Below are 22,357 nucleotides of genomic sequence, written 5' to 3'. Positions count from 1 at the left end.
ATGTTTGAGAAAGAATACGACGTAATAGTAGTAGGAGGAGGTCATGCTGGCGCGGAAGCAGCAGCTGCTGCGGCAAATATGGGTTCAAGGACCTTGTTGGTGACTATGAATTTACAAAATATAGGTCAGATGTCCTGTAACCCGGCTATGGGTGGAATTGCTAAAGGCCAGATAGTTAGGGAAATTGATGCTTTAGGCGGATACAGCGGGATTATTACGGACAAGTCTGCTATTCAGTTTAAAATGTTGAATAAATCTAAAGGACCGGCAATGTGGAGCCCGAGGGCGCAAAATGATAGAATGCGTTTTGCTGAGGAATGGAGACTTGCCCTGGAGGAAACACCATTAGTAGATTTCTACCAGGAAATGGTAAGTGGTTTATTGGTTTCCGGAGAACGGGTTATTGGAGTTAGGACTTCTTTGGGTTTAGATATTAAAGCCAAAGCAGTTGTGCTTACCAATGGTACTTTTTTAAATGGTTTAATACATATTGGAGATAAACAATTCGGCGGGGGTCGAGCTGGTGAACGGGCGGCAACAGGAATTACAGAACAGCTGACGGATATTGGTTTTGACAGTGGACGTATGAAGACCGGAACACCTCCAAGAGTGGATGGCAGATCCCTGGATTATGATCAGATGATCCCGCAGCCGGGAGACCAAAACCCTGAGAAGTTTTCTTATTTGCAAACGCCTGTTTTAAAGAAGCAACGGGATTGCTATATGACGCATACCAATGCTCTGGTGCATGACTTACTTAAAGAAGGTTTTGACAGATCACCTATGTTCAATGGAAGAATTAAAAGTATTGGTCCCAGATATTGCCCATCTATAGAGGATAAAATAAACCGCTTTTCTGATAAGGACAGCCATCAGATTTTTGTAGAGCCGGAGGGCTGGAAGACAGTAGAGGTCTATGTAAACGGATTTTCAACCTCTTTGCCGGAGGATATTCAATACAAAGCATTAAGGTCTGTTAAGGGTTTCGAGAATGTCAAATTTTTCAGACCTGGTTACGCAATAGAATATGATTATTTCCCCCCTACTCAATTGAAGCATACACTGGAAACCAAACTAATTGCTAATCTTTACTTTGCCGGACAAATCAATGGCACTACTGGTTATGAAGAGGCGGCTTCACAAGGGCTCATGGCGGGGATTAATGCACATCTTAAGATCAATGAGAAGGATCCTTTTATGTTGCAAAGAGATGAGGCATACATTGGGGTTTTAATAGATGACCTTATTACGAAGGGCACGGAAGAGCCTTACAGGATGTTTACCTCGAGGGCAGAGTACCGAACACTGCTGAGACAGGATAATGCTGATCTGCGTTTAACCCCTAAAAGTTATGAGATTGGACTGGCAAATGAAGAACGACTTTTCGCAATGAGGGAAAAAGAACGAAAATCTAACGAGTTTATTGAGTTTTTTAGAAACACAAGTTTTGACCCGGAACATATTAATCCTATTTTGGAAGATGTTTCTTCATCTCCTGTAAAGCAAGCTGATAAAATGTTTAAGGTGTTTTCCAGGCCTCGGGTAACCATGTCTCATATGCTGCAACTGGAAAAGGTTTCGGAATATGTAAGTAAGAATAATTTAAACAGGGAGGTTTTGGAACAAGCTGAAATCCAGGTAAAATATTCGGGATACATAGCCAAGGAAAAGAACAACGCAGACAAATTACAAAGATTAGAAAATATTAAAATACCTAAAGATTTTGACTACACAAAGCTAAAATCGCTTTCTTATGAGGCACGGGAAAAGTTAGAGGCCATACAGCCTGTTACGATCTCACAGGCTTCTAGAATTAGTGGGGTTTCACCAAGCGACATAAGTGTCTTACTGGTCTACATGGGCAGGTAGTTTAAAATTGTTCCACGTGGAACAATTTATTAGGATACCAATTGGAATCTTATAATAGGCGAAGGAATTTTGACATTGAATTTATAATAAGATACTTAAAAGTATATTCGATCTAAAATCACAGTGTTCATCCTTTATCTGGAATAGATTTTTAAAAAGACTATTATTTTAGCCTGGGTAAAGGAAAGTATGGTTAGATCATATCAACAGAAATGAAGCCATTTTTAAAGACAAAAGATTTTTCATTTACGGGAGAAGAATTCGAATTGATATTGGATTCGGAATTCAATATGTTAAAAACGCATCCGGAGCCAAAAAATCTTGAAGATTACTACGATAGTGAATCCTATATTTCCCATAAAGATTCAGGAAGGACTTTGATGGACAAGTTATATCAGTATGTGAAAAGATATAGTCTTAAGCGCAAAATTAACCTGATTAATGCATATTGTAATCAAAACAAAAAACTTCTGGATATTGGAGCGGGCACAGGTTCTTTCCTTGAAATAGCGAAAAGCAATGGTTGGGATACTTATGGAGTAGAACCAAATAAGTTGGCCAGGGGTTTAGCCGAGGAGAAGGGATTGCAACTAAAAGAAAATATTAATTTCATTAAGGAGGAGGGCTTTCAGGTAATCACAATGTGGCATGTTCTTGAGCATTTATCGAATCTTGATGCACAAATAGATAAAATATGTTCGCTCTTAAAAGAAGATGGAACTTTAATGCTTGCTGTTCCTAATTTTCAATCATATGATGCAAAATATTATAAACAATATTGGGCAGCCTACGACGTACCCCGTCATCTTTCACACTTCTCACAAACGGCCATAAAACGGATATTTGCCAAACATGGTATGAAGGTAATAAAAGTTAAACCTATGATCTTCGATTCTTTTTACGTCTCACTGCTTTCCGAAAAATATAAAAGAGGCAAAGTAAATTTTATGAAAGCATTTTTCATTGGCCTCCAATCAAATATAAAGGCATGGAAAACAAAAGAGTATTCGTCTCTTCTTTACATTCTTAAAAACGATTAAAATTCGTTTTGGAGCGGCCTGAAGAAGAATTAACCTTCTGTCATAAGATTACCCCTAAGCAATACTAATTGTCCCTTATACGGGCTTATATGCACGGCATTATAATAGAATAAAAATATAGAGTCACCACTTAAGTATAAATATTATTTATAGTAAATTTTCTTTGGTAAGAAAGGCGCTATAATTATTTTGCCCAGGAATTTGTAAATAGTCATCAAAACTAAAACCATTCCAAAAACCTTTAGTATTTTTGCAAACTAAATTTAGAACACAAATGAAAAAACTAGTTTTAGTAATATTTTTAATTATAGCGACTGCATGTGAACAAAACAAGATCGGTTTTGTGGATAATGTAAAGTTGATGGAAGGGTATCAGGAAAAAGTTGATATAGAAGCAAAATATAAAATTAAGGCAGATGCCTTGGGTAAGAAAAGGGATAGCATTTCCCAGGCTTTTCAAATAGAGGCTCAGGCATTCCAAACAAAAGCACAGGGAATGTCAGATACCAAAGCACAGGAGGAATATGGCATATTACAACAAAAGGGGCAGTTTATAGGCCAGCAATTACAACAGGAGGAGCAGCAAATTCAAATGCAAGGCCAGGCCGAAATGGATAGTTTGATCAGTAAGGTTAAGAAGGAGATTAATGCCTTTGGAAAAAGTAATGGCTATACCTATATTCTGAGCGGAGGAGATGGAGGTAGTGTTTTATACGGGACCGAGACCAAAGACCTTACCGAAGAAGTCCTGAAAATCCTCAACGAAAAATACAAGAAATAATACGTTTTAGTATTGGCCTCCCGGAGGAGAATTATGAGTAGGCTTACGATTCTAATCAGGTTTGAAGTAAAAAAACAAGGAAAATGGCGGGTACAAAATAGACCGCTATAGTCCTGGCCCCATCATAATCCTTGGCTATTCTCTGACCAAAAAGAAGCATCAGCAACGCCATACAAGATACTATGGCTCCATAAAAGGCTATTTTTGGATCGTCAAAAAATAACAGCAGACACAATCCGATGGTACATAGTACCCCTGCCAATATTTCAATAACCAGGATAGTACTCAGCAATAAGGGAACAAGATTTTTTAGCGGTGTCTGGGCAAAATGACCCTTTAACCAGCTCAGATTGCCTTTCCAGTCAATAAGCTTATCCAGACCACTTTGTAAAAAAGTAATGATCAAGAACAGCAATAATAATGTTACCGTAGCATTGTTTAAGATGTTTTCCATAATTAAGGTTCTGTTTGTACTATACTGAAATGATATGTATTAGGCAGCTCGCTTATGCAGCAAACGGGTGAGCCTAATAGATAAATCGGTTAGTATTATTTTGGAATTTCCGTTTCTCTCTATATGATATATGGCTTCTTCAAATTCGTCAACAATAGGCATAATGTTATTTTCATGAATGAAAGGCGCAAATTTCTCCAATTGAAAACCATCAATATGGATCCGCATATACACCAGTTCTTTGACGTTATAATTCAGCAACATGGCCTGTCTGATGACCGCCAAACAGTATTTCAAAAACTTTTTCTGTGTTTCTCTTCCCGTTTTGGCAATCTCTTCGCTCCAAAGTATTAGTTCATGAATTGCCGCCTTATTGCCCTTAGCTTTAAACGCACTTCTTACCCACTGAACAAACCACTTTTCAAAAATTAGATCTTCTGAATCTTTGTTCATAAGATCTATCGCTTTATTCATATTGCCATTTGCTTCATGGGCAACCTTTAAAGCTTCCTCCCTCAATAAACCTCTTTCTACCAAAGCACCTGCAATTGCATCCTCAGATAAAGGAGGAAAATGTAAAATCTGACACCTGGAACGTATGGTTTGCATAATCTGTTCCTCGTCTTCGGCTATTAAAATGAATACGGTTTTATCCGGCGGTTCTTCTATTAGTTTTAATAGTTTATTTGAGGCTGCGATATTCATTTTCTCAGCCATCCAGATGATCATTACTTTATAACCACCTTCATATGATTTTAGGGAGAGTTTTTTTACAATATCATGAGCTTCGTCAACACCTATTTGACCTTGTTTCTTTTCAATACCAATTAGCTGATACCAGTCAAAAAGGTTTCCATAAGCCTGGTTCTCCACAAAACTCCGCCATTCCTGAATATAATTATCACTAACAGCATGTGATTTGACCTTATCTGAATTGGAAACGGGAAAGGCAAAATGCAAATCAGGATGAGATAGCGAAGCACATTTTACGTTACATGGATTCTCCATTGGAAAATTTTCACCACCAGAATTTCCGCATAATAGATATTGGGTATAGGCTAATGCCGTTTCAAGGGTGCCGCATCCCTCAGGACCAACAAATAATTGTGCATGGGGTATACGTCCGGCATCGGCACTTGAACATAAATGATTTTTAATGTGCGAATGCCCAAGAATATCTTTGAATAACATACCTTCAAATATATAACATTTGGTTTTCTGATAAGAAATTATTGAAGCTGCCTTTATCCGAATTGTATAAATCTTTACATTTGCGATTCTCTAAAACAGTATTCTGCATGACGACAATAGATGATTTCAGTTTTAAAAACAAAAAAGCATTAATAAGGGTAGATTTTAATGTTCCATTGGATGACGAATTTAATGTAACCGATTCGAATCGTATTGAAGCGGCCAGACCTACCATTATCAAAATCCTCGAAGACGGGGGAAGCGCAATTCTTATGAGTCATTTGGGCAGGCCTAAAGGAAATCGAAATCCGGAATTATCGCTATCGCATATCTGCAGTAAAGTATCCGAAGTTTTGGGGGTGCAGGTAAAGTTCGTAGATGATTGCATTGGGAATAAAGTGGAAGAGGCGGTAAAGAAATTGAAAACCGGAGAAGTTCTATTGCTTGAAAACCTTCGCTTTTATTCCGAAGAAGAAAAAGGAGATGTTGCTTTTGCAGAGCAATTGGCAAGATTAGGAGATATTTATGTTAATGATGCTTTTGGAACAGCTCACAGGGCTCACGCCTCCACAACAATAGTAGCACAGTTTTTCGCCGGAAGAAAATGTTTTGGTTATCTGTTGGCTAAGGAAATTAAGGCAATAGAGAAAGTCATGAAAACAGGGGAAAAACCGGTTACAGCAATACTTGGAGGCGCCAAGGTGTCTTCAAAAATTACGATAATTGAAAATATTTTAAGTAAAATTGACCATCTTATAATCGGAGGCGGAATGACTTATACCTTTGTTAAAGCACAAGGAGGTAAAGTTGGAAATTCAATTTGTGAAGATGATAAAATGGAACTTGCACTCTCCATACTTAAGAAAGCGAAAGAGCTGGGAGTTCAGGTCCATCTTCCGGTAGATGTCATTGCTGCTGATGACTTTGATAACAATGCCAACACAAAAATTGTTGCTGTTAATCAAATTCCCGATGGCTGGCAGGGATTAGATGCCGGGCCGGCGACATTAGATATTTTTAGAAACATTATACACTCCTCCAAAACAATACTCTGGAATGGTCCGGTAGGTGTTTTTGAAATGGAAAGCTTTGCTAAAGGAACCATTGAGGTTGGAAATTTTGTTGCTGAAGCAACAGAAAATGGCGCATTTTCCTTGGTTGGAGGCGGTGATTCAGTTGCTGCCGTAAAACAATTTGGTTTTGAAGACAAAGTTAGCTACGTATCTACTGGCGGAGGGGCAATGCTGGAAAGCCTTGAAGGGAAATCTCTTCCAGGGATTGCAGCAATATTAGAAGGCTAAAAGCGTTATCGATAAACAGCATTCTTTGTTTTTTTAATCATAGTTTAAGAAGCATTATTTTAATGTTTCATAAAAAAATGCGATTTTCGCTTACACCCTACGGCCAAAATTCAGTTTTATGACCGCAATTAGAGAAATTGTTATTGTTATTTTTCTTCTTGTCTTTATATCGCCATTGATGGCGCAAAAGCAAGATGAACCTGCTATACCCGATGCAGATACCGAGATAAGCACCTTATCAAAAAATAAGGTTGAATTGGTCAAAAAACCAATCAATCTGAATGGGGTGTTTAATGAAACATTGATCCCTGAGGAAACTTCTGGCGGGGCAACAAACGCGGTGGAAGGATACAATCTGCAGGACAACGCCAAAGCCGCTAAATATGATAGCTTGTGGATGCGTGAACTATATGAAAACGCAAAGCTTTATGATGAAATATATACGTATGTTTCTAATCCGGAAACAGATTCTATAAGCCAATTCACATTGGATACGGAGGTTTTAAAAGAGCGGTTGGAATTATTAAATGAGAAAACCCCTTTTAATATTGCGTATAACCCCTCACTGGAAAGAGTAATCAAGTCCTTTTTAACAAGTAAGCATGAGTTTATTGAGCGTATGATTACGGCAAGTCAATTCTATTTTCCCATGTTTGAACAGGAATTGGACAATTATAATATTCCTTTGGAAATAAAATATCTTGCAATTGTAGAATCTGCGTTAAACCCTCGCGCAAAATCAAGAGTTGGAGCTACAGGTCTATGGCAGTTTATGTACAGTACAGGAAAAATGTATGGTTTGGACGTAAGCAGCTATGTGGATGAGAGAAGCGATCCTATAAAATCAACAATTGCTGCATGTAAATACCTATCTAAACTTTATGATACTTTCGGAGATTGGGATTTAGCTTTGGCGGCTTATAATTCAGGACCTGGAAATGTAAATAAGGCTATTAGAAGATCCGGGGGGTATACTAATTATTGGAATATCAGAAGAAATCTGCCCAGGGAAACAGCAGGTTATGTACCAGCCTTTTTGGCAACGATGTATTTATTTGAATATGCAAATGAGCATGGGATTAAGCTAAATAGAGTAGAGCGACCTTATTTTGAGACAGATACCGTGCATGTTAAAAAGCTGATAACATTCGATCAAATTTCAAAGTTGGTAGGAGTAAGCAAGGAAGAGTTAAAAGTACTTAACCCCTCCTATAAATTGGATATTATTCCTAAGATTAAAGGTAAAGACTATACGCTGCGTTTACCCAAAGATGCCATCGGTAAATTTGTAACCAATGAGACCGCTATATATGCATTTGCTGAAAAGGAAAATAAAAGCAAAGACAGCAATTTACCAAAATTGGTTACTGCTGATGAGCGAATTCGATATAGGGTAAGAAGCGGAGATTACCTCGGAAAAATTGCAGAAAGATACGGAGTTGGGGTGAGCCAAATAAAACGCTGGAACGGTCTTAGAAGTAATAATTTGAGAATCGGTCAACGACTTACGATCTACCCCAGGAAGCCCGTAACTACAGCTTCTTCGAGTAGTAAGAAAACAACAATTAAATCTTCGGTTGCCGGGGTTTCTACCGGCAACTCAAAAGTTCATACAGTAAAAGAAGGCGATTCCTTATGGACCATCTCCAGAAAATATCCTGGAATTACCATTGAAAATTTACGAAAATGGAACGGTATTAGTGGTAGCAATCTTCAACCGGGCACAAGATTAAAACTGTGTGATTGTTCATCCTAAAATAAAATTTATGAAATTCTTTGGAACGCTGCTTTTAACCCTTTTTATTTTTATCTCCTGTAACGACAAAAACAAAAAGAAGTATAAACCGGTTTCCGTTGGGGCGGTTAATTCACTGGCGGTTGTTATGGACAACAGTCTTTGGGAAGGCAAAGTGGGGGATAAAGTCCGGGAACATTTTGCTGCACCAATATTGGGGCTTACTTGGAACGAACCTCAATTTTCAATTGAACATATGCCTAAACAAGTGTTCACAGGGATGACAAGGCATCGACGTTCTGTGCTGTATGTAAGCCTGGATAGCCTGGATCTGGCTCACATAAAGACGGATTTATATGCCACTCCCCAAAAAGTGGGGGTAATAAAAGGCAGAACCGAAGAAGAAATCATTAATAATATAGATGCCGGAGCCGATAAAATCATTGCTTCCTTCAGAAGTACGGAGATGGAAGAAGCGCAAAAAAGATTTCTTCGTTCTTTAAACAAGGACACCATCTTACAATCCAAATTTGACATTTCCCTAAGGCTTCCTTCGATTTATAAGCTTGGCAAAGAAGAAGATAATTTTGTTTGGATAGATCGTGAAATCCCCAAAGGCACTATGAATATTATAGTATATGCTATGCCCTGGGACAGTTTTGATAATGACTCCACTTTCGTCAGGGATATTGTAAAGATGAGGGATTCCATAGGGAAGAAGTATATTCCGGGACCAGATATACCCAATAAAACTACGTATATGGTAACAGAAAAAGCATTTGCGCCCTATGTTTTTCCGGCCGAAATATCTGGCAGGAAAGCTGCAGAAGCCCGGGGTATTTGGGAAATTGAAAACTACCCTATGGCCGGACCCTTCCTGACCTATATTATCAATGATAAGGCCAATAACAGAAAATTAATTTTAGAAGGCTTTACTTTTGCTCCCGCGACCAACAAGAGGGATTATATGTTTGAACTTGAAGCCATTTTGAAAACGGTTAAATTCAAATAGAGAACAAACGCATTTTTTTATAATAAAAAGGCCCTGAAAAATTAATTTTTCAGGGCCTTTTGGCGTGTTATATTTCTTTTAATTAATCAAATGCGAAGCCTGTAGCTACCCTGAAAATAAATGCATAGATCGTTATAAGCAGTAAAGCAAAGCAGAACCAGGAAAATACCTTAAAGTATTTTTTTAAAAACATATTAGTCCAGTTCCTGAAAGCTTCTACGTATATCTCTCTGAAGAGTAATATTTTTTCCATAAAGTGTATTTTTTGAAGTTGTTCAAGACAAAGATCCCTTTAAGGATTAAATCTGGTATATAAATCGGTTAAAAAGCATAAATATTTGGCGTACGAATAAGGTTGAAGTTCATAATCTTTGAACGGTACTAATTAGGCGTTTAAATGCACGCAGCTTGGACGATATAGAAAAAGATATAGTTCCCCTTGAAATAAAAAAAAACGCTCCCTGGGGAGCGTTTTTTGAAATTTAGGTTGCTTGGTATTAATCAAATGCAAATCCGGTGGCTACTCTAAATAAAAATGCATAAAGCACAATAATAAATGAGATAAAACAAAACCACGAAAATACCTTGAAATAATTTTTTACAAGTACATGGCCAATATTTTTAAAGGCCTCGAGATAAATTTCTTTTAGAAGTAATATATGTTTCATAGGGTTGGTTTTTTGGTCAATGACTATATATATAACTGAAGATCCTCTCAATCCGTATTTTTTTAGGATTTTTTGTTGTGAAAGTGCCTCATTAAGTGGTAAGAATCAACTACTTAAATGGGATCAATGGGCGCTTACCAGGTATTTTGAACTAAAAACGGCAATAGCAAAAAGAACAATTTCTGCTAAAATTACATCTTCACAATTATGAATTCTGAACGCCTGTTGAGTTGATGTTTTGCAGATGAGCACTTTACCGTACCATCACACTCATTAAGCAAGCGTTCTTCTCCGTAGCCTATCGCACTTTCAATCCTGGCTGGAGAAATCCCCTTTGAAATAATATATTCCCGAGTAGATTTTGCCCTTTTATCGGATAAGTATTTATTGTACGCCTTTTTACCCCTCGAATCTGTATGAGATTCAATTTTGATAACCATAGATTTGTTTTCCTTCATTATATCGACGAGTTTATCGAGCTCATTGGCGGCATCATTACGTATATAAAACTTATCAAAATCAAAATAGATCATATCTATTTTCAGCTTTTTTATTCCATCTTCTATCATCACAAGATCCTGAAGTTTCTTCAGGGATACATCAGTCTGAACTAATATGTTATCCTCGGTAAGGACAGTTTGCTCGTCAATATCATAAGTGTCTTTAACGGTTTTTAAAATATATTTTGTGGAACTTTCAAGGTCTTCGAATACGAAACTGCCATCTTCTCCGGTAACTACTTCTTTTAATTTAATGTTATTTTCATCTAAGAGCATCACCAGTGCTTCGGGCATTACTTCACCTGTCACCACTTCCGTAACAACACCTGCAATTGCATTCTCGTTTGCTTCTTCCGGGAGAAGTCTCTGAAAGGAATAGATATCATCATCTCCTTTCCCGCCTCTGCGATTCGACGCAAAGAACCCTTTTTGAGTTTCTTCATTTACGATATAAGAGAAGTCATCTTTTTTACTATTTACAGGTTTCCCAACATTCCTTACTTCCAGGAAACCGGCTTCATCGTCATAAGCTACTTCATAGATATCCAGCCCACCCATTCCGACATGGCCATTGGAAGAAAAATAGAGCTTCTTTTCGTTAATAAAAGGGAACATTTCCTTTCGTTCCGTATTTATTTCAGGACCAAGGTTTCTTGGTTCAGAAAAATCTCCGTCGCCTAATACATCCACCACGAAAATATCGGTCATACCTATACTTCCGGGCATGTCCGAAACAAAATACAATTGCTTTCCATCAGGACTAAGTGCCGGATGGCCGGTGGAGTAATCATCACTGTTAAAGGGTAACTCTTTTCCTTCAGTCCATTCGCCGTCAACTTTTTTGGACATGTAAATCTTTAAATTATTATCGCCATTTTTAGCTCTTTTCAGTTTCTTGCCGTAATTATTTCGGGTGAAATACATGGTTTTATTATCCGGAGAAAAGGTAACCGCAGCTTCATGGTATTTGGTATTTATCTTTTTAGAAAATTTGATCGCATCTTTTACCTCCTGGGATTCCAGGTTTACCTTCGCCACATATAGGTCCAGATAAGGCTGGTTATTCCATTTATACCGCCTGGTATTTAAAAAGGAAGAGTCCATAGCTGATGTATAGACTAGTTCATTATCATTATAGAACATTGGAGAGAAATCTGAATACTTGGAGTTGATAGCCAAATTTGCAATGGAAAATGTTTCCTCAGCACTGAGAATATTGTCCAATATTACTTCATCGGGAGTTGCCCTGGAGAAATCTTCTAAAGCTCGGCTATTACCTTTTTTCATTTCCTTGTCATATAATCTCATTAAGCGCTTAGCCCTTGCATATTTGCCAGTCCCTTTAGAAGAATGGGCATATTTAAATATGTTTTCGGCAGACATTTCATCTTTGTAATTAGTATATAGCTTATCATACCAATAATACGCCCTCTCCATATTGGTATTATAATAATGGGCATCCCCTGCTTTTTCTATTATTTTAAAGGATTGATTATTGGGGTCAAGTTCCAGTACCTGCTCGTAAAGATCCGCTGCCTCGGCATACCACATTTTATCAAAGTAAAGATCTGCCTTTTCAAGGAGTTTGTCGTTTGTACTATTGCCGGCTCTTTTTTTAGTGGACCTGGAAACAAATTTGGAATTTTTAGACTTCGTAGTATTTATGACTGGTGTGGGGTAATCAACTGCTTCTTTCTTATTTGTTAATTGTGCTTCGTTGAACGCAGGTTTTTCATTTGGATTATTGACGTTCATAATCCATAATTTGTCTTTATACTTCCCATCTAATTTGGATTGACAAGCTAGTATAGAGGCCCTCCAATCTGTTGATTCCCGCACTATTACATAGTTTAATTTACTTTCCGGGTGGGTTATAACCCTCGAATCAAGCTTTTTCTTGCGAAGTTTAGTCTGAAAAGAAGCAACATTTTTAGAATCACCAAACACTCCTGCCACTATATAATAACCATTCTTCAGGCCCTCAAATTCAGGAATTACCCTTGCAGCAACCTTATTTTCTTTTGCGGCTTCAAGAAAATCTTTTGACGTATTCCCGGACCTAATGTCCGGTTTGTCGATACTTGGCTTTTTCTCAATAGGGATTTTGGATTTACCATTTTGAACATTCATGATCCAAACCTCTGATTGGTATTTGCCATTCATTTCTGAAACACATGAACTGATAGCTCCTTTCCAGTGCTCATGATGCCCCAAAGAGATATAATTAAGTTTACTAACCGGATGTTTAATTATCGACGGATTAAGTCGCAAACGTTTTAATTTTTGCACAAATTTATTGGCATTGATCTGATCTCCATAGACCCCGGCAATTACATAATATCCGTTGTTAATACCGTTAAAATCTTTGACTAATCTGGAGGGAATGCCATATTCTTTGGCTACTCGCTTAAATTCAGTATCAGCTTCGGGCGTTGAAAATTCGGTACTAGAAGTTTTATTTGAATTGATGGAAGGAGAAAAAGTATCCACAATTACCGATGTGGATTCTTTTATCGATTCACTCCAATGCGCTTGAACCCTTATTGAAGAAAGGAATATTGTTACAAAAATAAACGCAATTAATTTTGAATTCATTAGTTCAGATGCTTGTAAAAATGGTCGTTTTCCATAGGAAAACATTTTTAATATTTGGGCAAAGCTTGACCAATACGAATGTTTTAACGTCGAAATTAGTGGTATTAATGCTCCTGAATTACTTTTTGTTGTGAAAGAGAAGTTTTCTGTCGTGTACGTTCAACTTATGTATTTCATCGATAAAAGGAGCGCAGGAAAGAGCTCCGAAATGTATGTAAAAGACTACAGATATGTATGATAATCGCAATTTGGCAACCGTAAAAAGGGGAGCGGTATTCAAATAAAAATAAAACGACAGGTATATTATCGAATTTAAATTGTTTATAAGGCATAAAAAAAGCGCCAAATCTGGCGCTTTAATATTTTAAGGAATCTAAAGTTAGTTTTCCTTATTCTCTTCCAGCTTTTCGTCTTCTTTAGACGCATCTTTGAATTCTTTAATGCCGCTTCCCAAACCTCTCATTAACTCGGGTATTTTTTTTCCTCCGAATAATAATAATACAAGCACAACAACAACGGCTATTTGCCAGGGACCTATGGCCAAAAAGGTAAATAATGATACCATAATTTTTAAATTTAATGGATTACAAAGGTACTAAAAAAGTACTTATATTAATGTTAATAGTAACGAGAAGATGTATTTTAAATTGTAAAGATCAAAAAATGTTTCCCAATCGTATATTAAAAAATGCCTCGAATTTAGGGAGAACATAAATTTAACAGGTATTTACCGCTTAATTCATTGCGAAGTTTATCTTTGTGTTTTATGGCAAAAAAAGGAAAGAAAAGAAAGGAAATTCGAAGAAAGCTGCTCCATAAGTATCGTTTGGTGATACTTAATGAAAGCACTTTCGAGGAAAAGATTTCATTTAAGCTTAGCAGACTTAATGTTTTTGTCACAGGATCTTTATTTATAATAGGGCTTATTGGGTTTACAACATTGCTTATTGCTTTTACCCCGTTAAGGGAGTACATCCCCGGATATTCTTCTACAAAACTTAAGAAGCAGGCAACAGAACTTACCTATAAAACAGATTCTTTGGTAACAGCCCTGAATTATACCAATAAGTATCTAAGTAATATCCGAATGGTTCTTAGGGGTGATATCGAAAATAATGAGATGAATAGAGATTCCCTTTTTGAACAATTTAAAATAGATCCATCCACCGTTGATCTATCCCCGATCAGGGAGGATTCTATTCTAAGGGCTGAAGTAGCCTTAGAAGATAAGTACAATCTTTTTGAAAAGAGCAAGCAGGGAGATGGCCTTGTGTTTTTTGCACCCGTAAGTGGTACAATTTCTCAGGGCTATGATGTGCAGGACAAACATTATGCAGTTGATATTGTTGCTCCCAAAGACACACCGGTCAAAGCTGTCGCAGCAGGGACGGTAATTTTTTCAGAATGGACCACTGAAACCGGTTATGTGCTGATTATGGAACATAGAAATGGGGTGCTTTCTGTTTACAAACACAATGGGTCATTGAATAAGAATCAGGGAGATTTGGTTAGGGCAGGTGAAGTTGTTGCTTCAGTGGGCAATACGGGAGAACTTACAACCGGACCTCATTTGCATTTTGAATTGTGGAATGATGGGAATCCTGTAAATCCAACAGACTATATAGATTTTAATTAAAAAGAATGTCTCTAAAATCACTGGCAGCCCGGATATTTGCAAAGAATATTGCACGAAAGACCACTAAATGGGCCGAGAACCCTTTAAGAATCCAGGATAAAGTCTTTAGCAGTTTAATAGCAAAGGCCGTAAACACAAAATTTGGTATAGATCATGATTTTGATCAGATTAAAGGTCATTCAGATTTTGTAAAGAAAGTACCAATACGGGATTATGAGGCTTTACGTAACTATGTAGAAAAAGCAGTTGCTGGGGAACCAAACGTGCTTTGGCCCGGAAAACCAATATATTTTGCGAAAACTTCAGGAACTACTTCAGGGGCCAAATATATTCCTATTACTTCAGAATCTATAAAAGAACAGGTTCTCGCTTCCAGAAATGCAATTCTGAATTATATAGATGAAACAGGAAATGCAGATTTTGTTGATGGAAAATGGATTTTTCTTCAGGGGAGTCCTGTTTTACAGGAAAAAAACGGAATTAAACTAGGAAGATTATCAGGTATATCTGCTCATTATGTGCCCAACTACCTCCAAAAAAATCGTCTCCCCAGCTGGGAGACCAATTGCATTGAGGATTGGGAAACAAAAGTCGACAAGATTGTGGAGGAAACAATCGAAGAAGATATGACACTGATTGCTGGGATACCATCCTGGGTTCAAATGTACTTTGAAAGGCTTAGGGCTGTGAGTCAAAAAGACGTTGGGGCCTTGTTTAAGAATTTTAAATTATTTATTTATGGAGGGGTTAACTATGAACCTTACAGGGCTAAGTTCGAAGAACTTATTGGTCGACGCGTAGATAGTATTGAATTATTTCCGGCAAGCGAAGGTTTTTTTGCCTATCAGAATTCTCAAAAGGAAGAGGGCATGCTACTATTACTTAACTCTGGCATCTTTTATGAGTTTGTAAAGGCCGATGAATTCTTTGAGGATCAGCCAAAAAGGCTTACAATTGGTGAAGTGGAACTAAATACGAACTATGTCATGATAATTTCAACCAATGCAGGCCTTTGGGGGTATAATCTTGGAGATACCATTCGGTTTATTTCATTAAAGCCTTATAAAGTGGTAGTTACCGGTCGTATAAAACATTTCATTTCAGCATTTGGGGAACATGTTATTGCTAAAGAGGTTGAAGTTGCCATGCAAAAGGCCGTTGAGGCCTGTGATGCATCCATCAATGAGTTTACCGTGGCACCGCAAATTACGCCTGAAAAAGATGAACTCCCGTACCACGAGTGGTTTATTGAGTTTGAAAGAAAGCCTGCAGACATGGCTAAATTTATGGAGACGCTAGACACATCCCTGCAAGAACAAAATAGTTATTATTTTGATCTTATTGATGGTAAAATACTCCAGCAATTAAAAGTAACTACTATTAAAAAAGAAGGTTTCAAAGAATTTATGAAATCTATTGGGAAATTAGGTGGTCAAAATAAGGTTCAACGCCTTGCCAATGACAGATCAGTTGCGGATAAATTGGCATTGCAACGTGAGAAATAGGGATAGTTTTGACATAAGGAGAAGAAGCTATTACTCAGACATCGGACTTTATTTTTCAGGCCTGAATATATCAACAATTTAAAGTGTAATTTTGCTATCACCTATGCAGATAATCAAAGACAATACGAGGGCACAGGAGTCTACAAATGCCATTGAGCGGATGTATATTACTATGCGCCATTTATTTAACAGGGGCTTTTATAAACCTACCGGTGTTTCAGGAGAAACTTTGAGAAATGCACTTTTGTCCCTACATCCTGAGATTTATGGGTCATTAGCTGAAGACAAAACCGAACTCAATGGTCTTGTTTATGTTCTGGAAAGGTTGCCATCAGGAATAGAGCAGTGCAGATATATTAATCTCACTTCTGATGAGGGTTACGGTAAATCTCATTTCAAGCCAATAATTCCTCCCAAAAGGAGAAGAAATTGCTACCGTATAGATGATGAGCAGATGAATATTGAAATTACAAGAGGGCGCTCAGATATTTATGACATACTAACACACCTTACTTTTTTATACATAGAAGCGGATAAGATTTGCCAGCGGGTATTGATTGAAGACACCAACAAAACTATTCGAGATTGGAAAAAACTCGAAAAGGCCGCAACAAAATCAAAACTTACCCGGGAGGAAAAAGAAACTGCATTAATTCATACTGCAAATATTCTGGGAAGGTCATTTGTTGAGGTTTTGGATGTTTATGAAAAACTGGCAACAAAGAAAGAGCCTGAAAGGTTTTTTAAGATTTTGTATTGGTTAGGAAAGCTGTCTATAGAGGAGGAAACAGGTGGCGAGAAAAGAGTAATTACGTTCAGTAGCATGTTAAGGGATCGTTTGGGGCACCATATTCATGGAGAGTTATGGGCCGAAACCATAAAGAAAACCTTAGAAAAATACCATTTATTAAAAAGACCGATTCACATTATCAGCGCTAATATGCATAGCGTTGTAAATTCCCTCTTTGCGAGAAAAGCGCTGGCTAAGGAGTTTCCTAAAAATAATACGCTGGAGATATATGAGGCCTTAAGTTCTGCGGATAATATTGCTTTACGAAAGAAAGTAATTGCCATGGCTACGCGTAACGGGATGATTTCCCTGGAAGACAAATCAGGAACGAATATTGACGTTCAGATTTTTGATATGGCGAAATTAGGTGAGGATGCCTGTTGTTATGAACTTAATGCTGACCTTCCCGATGATAAAAAACCTGTTATATTTGTAATGGACTATGCCTTTGGTGAACAGGCGTATGAAACAATCGATGAACTTTTAAAACCATATGATTTAGAAAATGGTGAAAGCATTTTTTTAGATGTGGCTTCAATTTCAATTATGGGGAAAGCAGGTATTCTTGAGGGGGGCAAAGGAGATTTAATGATCCCTTCTGCCCATATTTTTGAAGGTACAGCCGATAACTATCCTTTTAACAATGAACTTAGCAGCAGCGATTTTAAAGGAAATGGTTTAAAAGTACTTGAAGGGACTATGGTAACAGTCTTAGGCACTTCCTTACAAAATAAAGATATTCTTAGATTTTTCCACGAGTCTACCTGGCAGGCCATTGGGCTCGAAATGGAAGGGGTGCACTATCAAAAGGCCATTCAGGCGGCATCAAGGATTAGGAAAAGTATCCGGGAAGATGTCAAGGTAAGATATGCCTATTACGCTTCAGATAATCCTTTGGAATCTGGAAGCACCCTGGCTTCAGGAGGACTTGGAACAACAGGGGTAAAACCGACCTATCTGATCACAGATAAAATATTAAAGCAAATTTTTAATTCTTAACTCAATATGGCTGACAATCAAACAACTGATCAAACCTCGTCAAATGATGAAATAGATTTGGGGCAATTATTCAATATGATTGGTAGGGGTTTTAAGAATTTATTTAATTGGTTTTTACGTGTATTCCTCTACTTTAAAAAGAATTTTCTGATTTTAATTGGATTAGCTATAGCCGGGGCAATTATTGGATTTGGATTAAACCAAATCGTGACCGACAAGCTTAAAACCGAAGTGATTGTAAAACCCAATTTAGAAAGCAAGGATTATTTGTATGATGTAGTTAAGGAGATTCAAGCAAATATAGAGTCCAAGGACACCAGTTTTTTTAAGAAAATTGGCTTTGAGTCCTCTAATTTGAAAGGCTATGATATTACAATAGACCGGATGCTGGATAAAGAGAATTCTTCCGATGACAACCTCGAATACCTCGAGCTTTTGGAGAAATTTCAGGATAATGGACAGTTTACGGACATCATTCGATCGGAACTCTTGAAAAAGAGTTCCCTTGAGCATAGGATTACCTTTTCGTATAAAGATCCTTTAAATGGGCCCATATTTACTCAAAAGGTCATGGCCTACATCAATTCTAATAGTTACTATAATGAATTGATCAAGATTAAGGAGGAAAATGCAAAAGCGCGCATAAAGCAAAATGAAGACCTCTTGATTCAAATAGATGGATTGATTACCAAGTATGCGGATAAAATGGCCGGTGTAGAAGGTCAATTTTCTGAGCAGCGAATTGTATTGGATAATGAGGAACGATTAGATATCGCTGAACTTTTTGAATTAAAAAACAACCTGATTCGAGATATTGAACGAAAAAAAATAGAGCTCAAGGAACAACAGAATGCAATAAGCATCATTAACTTTGGAGAGCCACAATTGGAACATAAGGCCTTTTTTGGAAAGAGAATAGTTCTTCTTCCACTCATTTTTATTGCTATTTACTTCTTGATTGATATCATCAAATACTTAAACAGAAAAGCCGGCGAAATTCAAAATTGATTATTACAGATGAAGGACAAATTAATATGTAGTCCGATATCAAAAACCATATTACCATGAATATTTTAATAACAGGGGGTGCCGGATTTATAGGTTCTCATGTTGTTCGCAGATTTGTAAAAGAATATCCCGGATATCACATTTATAATCTGGATGCCCTTACATATGCCGGGAATCTGGAAAATCTCAGGGATGTGGAACATCAGGATAATTACACTTTTCTAAAAGGAGATATCTTGGATGCAAAGTTTTTGGAGGAGATCTTTGAGAAATATCAATTTGATGGGGTCATTCACCTTGCGGCGGAATCTCATGTGGATCGATCTATAAGCGACCCTTTAGCTTTTGTTCGCACCAATATCATAGGAACTGTAAATTTATTGAATATCGCCCGGGACCATTGGAAGGATAAGAAAGCTAACAAACGCTTTTATCATATTAGCACAGATGAAGTATATGGTTCCTTAGGGGAGGATGGGTTGTTTACGGAAAAAACTCCCTATGATCCGAATTCCCCATATTCCGCCTCCAAAGCAAGTTCAGACCACTTTGTAAGGGCTTATGGTGAAACCTATGGATTGCCCTATGTGATCACTAATTGCTCCAACAATTATGGACCAAATCATTTTCCGGAAAAGCTGATCCCTCTTTTTATCAATAACATTATTGAAAACAAACCCTTACCGGTTTACGGAGATGGAAAATACACCCGCGATTGGTTATTCGTAAAAGATCATGCCGCTGCAATCGACCTGGTTTTTCATAAGGGAAAAAATCATGAAACATACAATATTGGAGGATTTAACGAATGGCAAAATATTGATTTAGTAAAATTGCTGTGTAAATTGATGGATCAAAAATTAAATCGAAATGAAGGCACCTCTTCAAAGCTGATAACCTATGTTAAGGATCGTCCGGGACATGACTTAAGATATGCTATTGATGCCAGTAAAATAAACAAAGAATTGGGATGGAGCCCCTCCGTAACTTTCGAGCAAGGCCTGGAACAAACCATAGAATGGTATCTTAATAATCAGGAATGGTTAGAACATGTAACCTCTGGCGATTATCAGGAGTATTATGATCAAATGTATAAATAGTAAAGTACAAATAAATAGTTTTAAAAAATGAAAGGGATTGTATTGGCCGGAGGGTCTGGAACACGTCTGCATCCATTGACATTGTCAGTAAGTAAGCAATTAATGCCTATTTATGATAAGCCTATGATATACTATCCCTTATCTACGCTAATGTATGCCGGCATTAGGGAAATACTTATAATTTCAACACCAAAAGACCTTCCACTCTTTAAAGACCTTTTAGGTGATGGTAAAAAGTATGGCTGCAGCTTTTCTTATGCAGTACAGGAAGCACCTAATGGCCTTGCCGAGGCGTTTATAATAGGAGCTGATTTTATCGGCAATGATAAGGTTGCACTGATACTCGGGGACAATATTTTTTATGGTTCCGGTCTGGCTAAACTCTTGCAGTCAAATAATGATCCGGAAGGGGGTGTCATTTATGCATACAGGGTGCAAGATCCCGAGCGCTATGGTGTAGTAGAGTTTGATAATAATGGTAAGGCAATCAGTTTAGAGGAAAAACCATCCGAACCAAAATCTAATTATGCCGTTCCGGGAATTTATTTTTACGATAATGACGTAGTAGAAATCGCCTCAAACATTCCATTGAGCGCCAGAGGAGAACTGGAAATCACTGATGTTAACAAAGTATATCTCGATAGACAAAAATTAAGTGTACGAATTTTGGACAGGGGAACAGCATGGTTAGATACAGGCACATTTCAATCACTTATGCAGGCAGCACAGTTTGTTGAGGTGATAGAGGAAAGACAGGGACTTAAAATAGGTGCAATTGAAGTGGCTGCCTATGAAATGGGATATATAGACAAAGAACAGTTCAAAAACCTGGCAAAGCCTCTGATGAAAAGTGGCTATGGAATAAACTTGTTAGGAATATTAAATAAACATCAATGACCATATCGGAAACTAAGTTAAGGGGATGTTTTGTCTTAACTCCTAAGTTATTCAATGACGAGAGGGGTTATTTTTTTGAAAGTTTCAACAAACAGTCTTTTGAACAAGCTATTGGCAAAAGAGTAAATTTTGTGCAGGATAACCAGTCTTTTTCTACCTATGGAGTTATTCGGGCATTACATTATCAGCTTGGTGATCATGCACAGGCGAAATTAGTTCATGTATTGCAAGGAAAAGTTTTGGATGTAGCAGTTGATCTAAGGCGCGATTCACCTACGTTTGGGGAACATTTTTCTGTTGAATTAAGTTATGAAAACAAAAAGCAACTATTTATACCCAGAGGCTTTGCCCATGGTTTTGTTGTATTAAGCGATACTGCTGAGATTTTTTATAAATGTGACAATTACTATAATAAAGATGCCGAGGGTGGAATTATTTATAATGACAGCGAATTAAATATTGATTGGTTGCTTCCTGATGACAAACTCATTATTTCTGAAAAAGATCTAACCCTTCCGCAGTTAAAAAACGCCTTGCTACCATGAATATTCTGGTTACAGGGTCAAGCGGACAGTTAGGCAAATGCTTGCAGAAAATCGCTGCTAAATATGAAGCCTTACATTTTAAATTCAGGGATTCCGATACTTTGGACATAACTGATACGAATAGCGTAAACTCAGAATTTCAATTAGAAAATTACGACTACTGCATTAATTGTGCTGCCTATACGAATGTAGAACAGGCTGAAAAAACACCAGAAAGGGCATTTGCAGTAAATGCAGATGGTGTTAAAAATATGGCTGCTGCATGTAAGAAGAATAATGTGGTTTTGATTCATATTTCGACCGATTACGTCTTTGACGGGGAGAAGGAAGAGGGGTATATTACTACAGATATGCCTAATCCAATCAATCAATATGGAAGGTCAAAATTAGCCGGAGAAATTTTTATCCGGGAAATAATGGATAAATATTATATAATTAGAACATCATGGCTATATTCTGAATACGGCAACAATTTCTATAAGACTATTGTAAATAAAGCGAAAACAGAGAGTGTACTTTACATTACTGATGAGCAAACGGGATGCCCAACAAATGCAAAAAATCTGGCAAAATATATTTTGGATTTGATTGATTCTAAGAGCGCTAAATATGGCATATATCATTTTACAGATGGGAAAGCTATGACATGGTATCATTTTGCAATAGAAATACTTGAAGAAAATAACCTGAAAGATAAAGTAAGAGTAGAAAAAGCTAAGAATTATCGTACT

The 22,357-nt window shown here is 37.3% G+C and carries 20 protein-coding genes; 14 read left to right on the top strand and 6 right to left on the bottom strand.

Annotated elements, in window-relative coordinates:
- From mnmG to Q0X77_RS11115, 3 genes are all read left to right on the top strand, one after another.
- The gene (gene mnmG / locus Q0X77_RS11125) at positions 1-1,869 is read left to right on the top strand and encodes a tRNA uridine-5-carboxymethylaminomethyl(34) synthesis enzyme MnmG (protein ID WP_297797328.1); all 1,869 of its coding nucleotides are present in this window, start codon (positions 1-3) and stop codon (positions 1,867-1,869) included.
- A 212-nt stretch (positions 1,870-2,081) separates the two neighbouring features.
- A complete protein-coding gene (locus Q0X77_RS11120; protein WP_297797326.1) occupies positions 2,082-2,909 on the top strand; it encodes a class I SAM-dependent methyltransferase in 828 nt (275 codons plus the stop codon).
- 274 nt (positions 2,910-3,183) lie between these two features.
- Entirely contained in the window at positions 3,184-3,690 is a 507-nt protein-coding gene (locus Q0X77_RS11115) for an OmpH family outer membrane protein (RefSeq protein WP_297797324.1), read from the top strand.
- Positions 3,691-3,745: 55 nt separating this feature from the next.
- On the opposite strand, the gene Q0X77_RS11110 is transcribed toward Q0X77_RS11115, so the two are convergent.
- Both Q0X77_RS11110 and Q0X77_RS11105 read right to left on the bottom strand, forming a co-directional pair.
- A complete protein-coding gene (locus tag Q0X77_RS11110) occupies positions 3,746-4,144 on the bottom strand; it encodes a DoxX family protein (protein ID WP_297797322.1) in 399 nt (132 codons plus the stop codon).
- Positions 4,145-4,183: 39 nt separating this feature from the next.
- A complete protein-coding gene (locus Q0X77_RS11105; RefSeq protein WP_297797320.1) occupies positions 4,184-5,335 on the bottom strand; it encodes a DNA polymerase III subunit delta' in 1,152 nt (383 codons plus the stop codon).
- A 107-nt stretch (positions 5,336-5,442) separates the two neighbouring features.
- Between Q0X77_RS11105 and Q0X77_RS11100 the strand changes: the two genes are divergently transcribed.
- The 3 genes from Q0X77_RS11100 to Q0X77_RS11090 all read left to right on the top strand — a co-directional run bounded on the left by Q0X77_RS11100 (position 5,443) and on the right by Q0X77_RS11090 (position 9,383).
- On the top strand, positions 5,443-6,636 hold the full coding sequence (locus tag Q0X77_RS11100; protein ID WP_297797318.1) for a phosphoglycerate kinase: 1,194 nt from the start codon (positions 5,443-5,445) through the stop codon (positions 6,634-6,636).
- 118 nt (positions 6,637-6,754) lie between these two features.
- Complete coding sequence (locus Q0X77_RS11095; RefSeq protein ID WP_297797316.1) at positions 6,755-8,392, top strand: lytic transglycosylase domain-containing protein; 1,638 nt, start codon at positions 6,755-6,757, stop codon at positions 8,390-8,392.
- Positions 8,393-8,402: 10 nt separating this feature from the next.
- The gene (locus Q0X77_RS11090; protein WP_297797314.1) at positions 8,403-9,383 is read left to right on the top strand and encodes a DUF4837 family protein; all 981 of its coding nucleotides are present in this window, start codon (positions 8,403-8,405) and stop codon (positions 9,381-9,383) included.
- A gap of 82 nt (positions 9,384-9,465) precedes the next feature.
- Here Q0X77_RS11090 and Q0X77_RS11085 read toward each other — a convergent pair whose 3' ends face one another.
- The 4 genes from Q0X77_RS11085 to Q0X77_RS11070 all read right to left on the bottom strand — a co-directional run bounded on the left by Q0X77_RS11085 (position 9,466) and on the right by Q0X77_RS11070 (position 13,711).
- Positions 9,466-9,636: a DUF6747 family protein gene (locus Q0X77_RS11085; RefSeq protein WP_297797312.1), complete on the bottom strand. Its 171-nt coding sequence runs from the start codon at positions 9,634-9,636 to the stop codon at positions 9,466-9,468.
- 244 nt (positions 9,637-9,880) lie between these two features.
- A complete protein-coding gene (locus tag Q0X77_RS11080) occupies positions 9,881-10,051 on the bottom strand; it encodes a DUF6747 family protein (protein WP_297797309.1) in 171 nt (56 codons plus the stop codon).
- 191 nt (positions 10,052-10,242) lie between these two features.
- Complete coding sequence (locus Q0X77_RS11075; protein WP_297797307.1) at positions 10,243-13,146, bottom strand: OmpA family protein; 2,904 nt, start codon at positions 13,144-13,146, stop codon at positions 10,243-10,245.
- 379 nt (positions 13,147-13,525) lie between these two features.
- Positions 13,526-13,711 carry a twin-arginine translocase TatA/TatE family subunit gene (locus tag Q0X77_RS11070; protein WP_297797305.1) on the bottom strand — a complete coding sequence of 62 codons (186 nt, stop codon included), beginning with the start codon at positions 13,709-13,711 and terminating at the stop codon, positions 13,526-13,528.
- Positions 13,712-13,912: 201 nt separating this feature from the next.
- Between Q0X77_RS11070 and Q0X77_RS11065 the strand changes: the two genes are divergently transcribed.
- From Q0X77_RS11065 to rfbD, 8 genes are all read left to right on the top strand, one after another.
- Positions 13,913-14,782 carry a M23 family metallopeptidase gene (locus Q0X77_RS11065; protein WP_297797303.1) on the top strand — a complete coding sequence of 290 codons (870 nt, stop codon included), beginning with the start codon at positions 13,913-13,915 and terminating at the stop codon, positions 14,780-14,782.
- 5 nt (positions 14,783-14,787) lie between these two features.
- Positions 14,788-16,287: a GH3 auxin-responsive promoter family protein gene (locus tag Q0X77_RS11060; RefSeq protein WP_297797301.1), complete on the top strand. Its 1,500-nt coding sequence runs from the start codon at positions 14,788-14,790 to the stop codon at positions 16,285-16,287.
- A gap of 103 nt (positions 16,288-16,390) precedes the next feature.
- Positions 16,391-18,076 (top strand): hypothetical protein, encoded by a 1,686-nt coding sequence (locus tag Q0X77_RS11055; RefSeq protein WP_297797298.1) that lies wholly within the window; start codon positions 16,391-16,393, stop codon positions 18,074-18,076.
- A 6-nt stretch (positions 18,077-18,082) separates the two neighbouring features.
- Entirely contained in the window at positions 18,083-19,084 is a 1,002-nt protein-coding gene (locus Q0X77_RS11050) for a hypothetical protein (RefSeq protein ID WP_297797296.1), read from the top strand.
- A gap of 56 nt (positions 19,085-19,140) precedes the next feature.
- Complete coding sequence (rfbB, locus tag Q0X77_RS11045; protein WP_297797293.1) at positions 19,141-20,184, top strand: dTDP-glucose 4,6-dehydratase; 1,044 nt, start codon at positions 19,141-19,143, stop codon at positions 20,182-20,184.
- Between the two features lie 27 nt (positions 20,185-20,211).
- The gene (gene rfbA / locus Q0X77_RS11040; protein WP_297797291.1) at positions 20,212-21,081 is read left to right on the top strand and encodes a glucose-1-phosphate thymidylyltransferase RfbA; all 870 of its coding nucleotides are present in this window, start codon (positions 20,212-20,214) and stop codon (positions 21,079-21,081) included.
- Positions 21,078-21,626, top strand: a complete 549-nt coding sequence (gene rfbC / locus Q0X77_RS11035; protein ID WP_297797289.1) for a dTDP-4-dehydrorhamnose 3,5-epimerase — start codon at positions 21,078-21,080, stop codon at positions 21,624-21,626. The genes rfbA and rfbC overlap by 4 nt, the downstream gene beginning before the upstream one ends.
- Positions 21,623-22,357: dTDP-4-dehydrorhamnose reductase (rfbD, locus tag Q0X77_RS11030; RefSeq protein WP_297797287.1), on the top strand; the 735-nt coding region annotated here is incomplete at its 3' end. The genes rfbC and rfbD, both read left to right, overlap by 4 nt.

The sequence above is a fragment of the uncultured Eudoraea sp. genome, from assembly GCF_947258925.1.
GTDB lineage: Bacteria > Bacteroidota > Bacteroidia > Flavobacteriales > Flavobacteriaceae > Eudoraea.
The sequence above is the reverse complement of the archived record's forward strand: the minus strand, read 5'-3'. Positions and strand labels throughout refer to the sequence as shown.

Bases quoted from the DNA above. Each gene is read 5' to 3' on its own strand.
- mnmG (WP_297797328.1), top strand. From the start codon at position 1: ATGTTTGAGAAAGAATACGACGTAATAGTAGTAGGAGGAGGTCATGCT.
- Q0X77_RS11120 (WP_297797326.1), top strand. From the start codon at position 2,082: ATGAAGCCATTTTTAAAGACAAAAGATTTTTCATTTACGGGAGAAGAA.
- Q0X77_RS11115 (WP_297797324.1), top strand. From the start codon at position 3,184: ATGAAAAAACTAGTTTTAGTAATATTTTTAATTATAGCGACTGCATGT.
- Q0X77_RS11110 (WP_297797322.1), bottom strand. From the start codon at position 4,144: ATGGAAAACATCTTAAACAATGCTACGGTAACATTATTATTGCTGTTC.
- Q0X77_RS11105 (WP_297797320.1), bottom strand. From the start codon at position 5,335: ATGTTATTCAAAGATATTCTTGGGCATTCGCACATTAAAAATCATTTA.
- Q0X77_RS11100 (WP_297797318.1), top strand. From the start codon at position 5,443: ATGACGACAATAGATGATTTCAGTTTTAAAAACAAAAAAGCATTAATA.
- Q0X77_RS11095 (WP_297797316.1), top strand. From the start codon at position 6,755: ATGACCGCAATTAGAGAAATTGTTATTGTTATTTTTCTTCTTGTCTTT.
- Q0X77_RS11090 (WP_297797314.1), top strand. From the start codon at position 8,403: ATGAAATTCTTTGGAACGCTGCTTTTAACCCTTTTTATTTTTATCTCC.
- Q0X77_RS11085 (WP_297797312.1), bottom strand. From the start codon at position 9,636: ATGGAAAAAATATTACTCTTCAGAGAGATATACGTAGAAGCTTTCAGG.
- Q0X77_RS11080 (WP_297797309.1), bottom strand. From the start codon at position 10,051: ATGAAACATATATTACTTCTAAAAGAAATTTATCTCGAGGCCTTTAAA.
- Q0X77_RS11075 (WP_297797307.1), bottom strand. From the start codon at position 13,146: ATGAATTCAAAATTAATTGCGTTTATTTTTGTAACAATATTCCTTTCT.
- Q0X77_RS11070 (WP_297797305.1), bottom strand. From the start codon at position 13,711: ATGGTATCATTATTTACCTTTTTGGCCATAGGTCCCTGGCAAATAGCC.
- Q0X77_RS11065 (WP_297797303.1), top strand. From the start codon at position 13,913: ATGGCAAAAAAAGGAAAGAAAAGAAAGGAAATTCGAAGAAAGCTGCTC.
- Q0X77_RS11060 (WP_297797301.1), top strand. From the start codon at position 14,788: ATGTCTCTAAAATCACTGGCAGCCCGGATATTTGCAAAGAATATTGCA.
- Q0X77_RS11055 (WP_297797298.1), top strand. From the start codon at position 16,391: ATGCAGATAATCAAAGACAATACGAGGGCACAGGAGTCTACAAATGCC.
- Q0X77_RS11050 (WP_297797296.1), top strand. From the start codon at position 18,083: ATGGCTGACAATCAAACAACTGATCAAACCTCGTCAAATGATGAAATA.
- rfbB (WP_297797293.1), top strand. From the start codon at position 19,141: ATGAATATTTTAATAACAGGGGGTGCCGGATTTATAGGTTCTCATGTT.
- rfbA (WP_297797291.1), top strand. From the start codon at position 20,212: ATGAAAGGGATTGTATTGGCCGGAGGGTCTGGAACACGTCTGCATCCA.
- rfbC (WP_297797289.1), top strand. From the start codon at position 21,078: ATGACCATATCGGAAACTAAGTTAAGGGGATGTTTTGTCTTAACTCCT.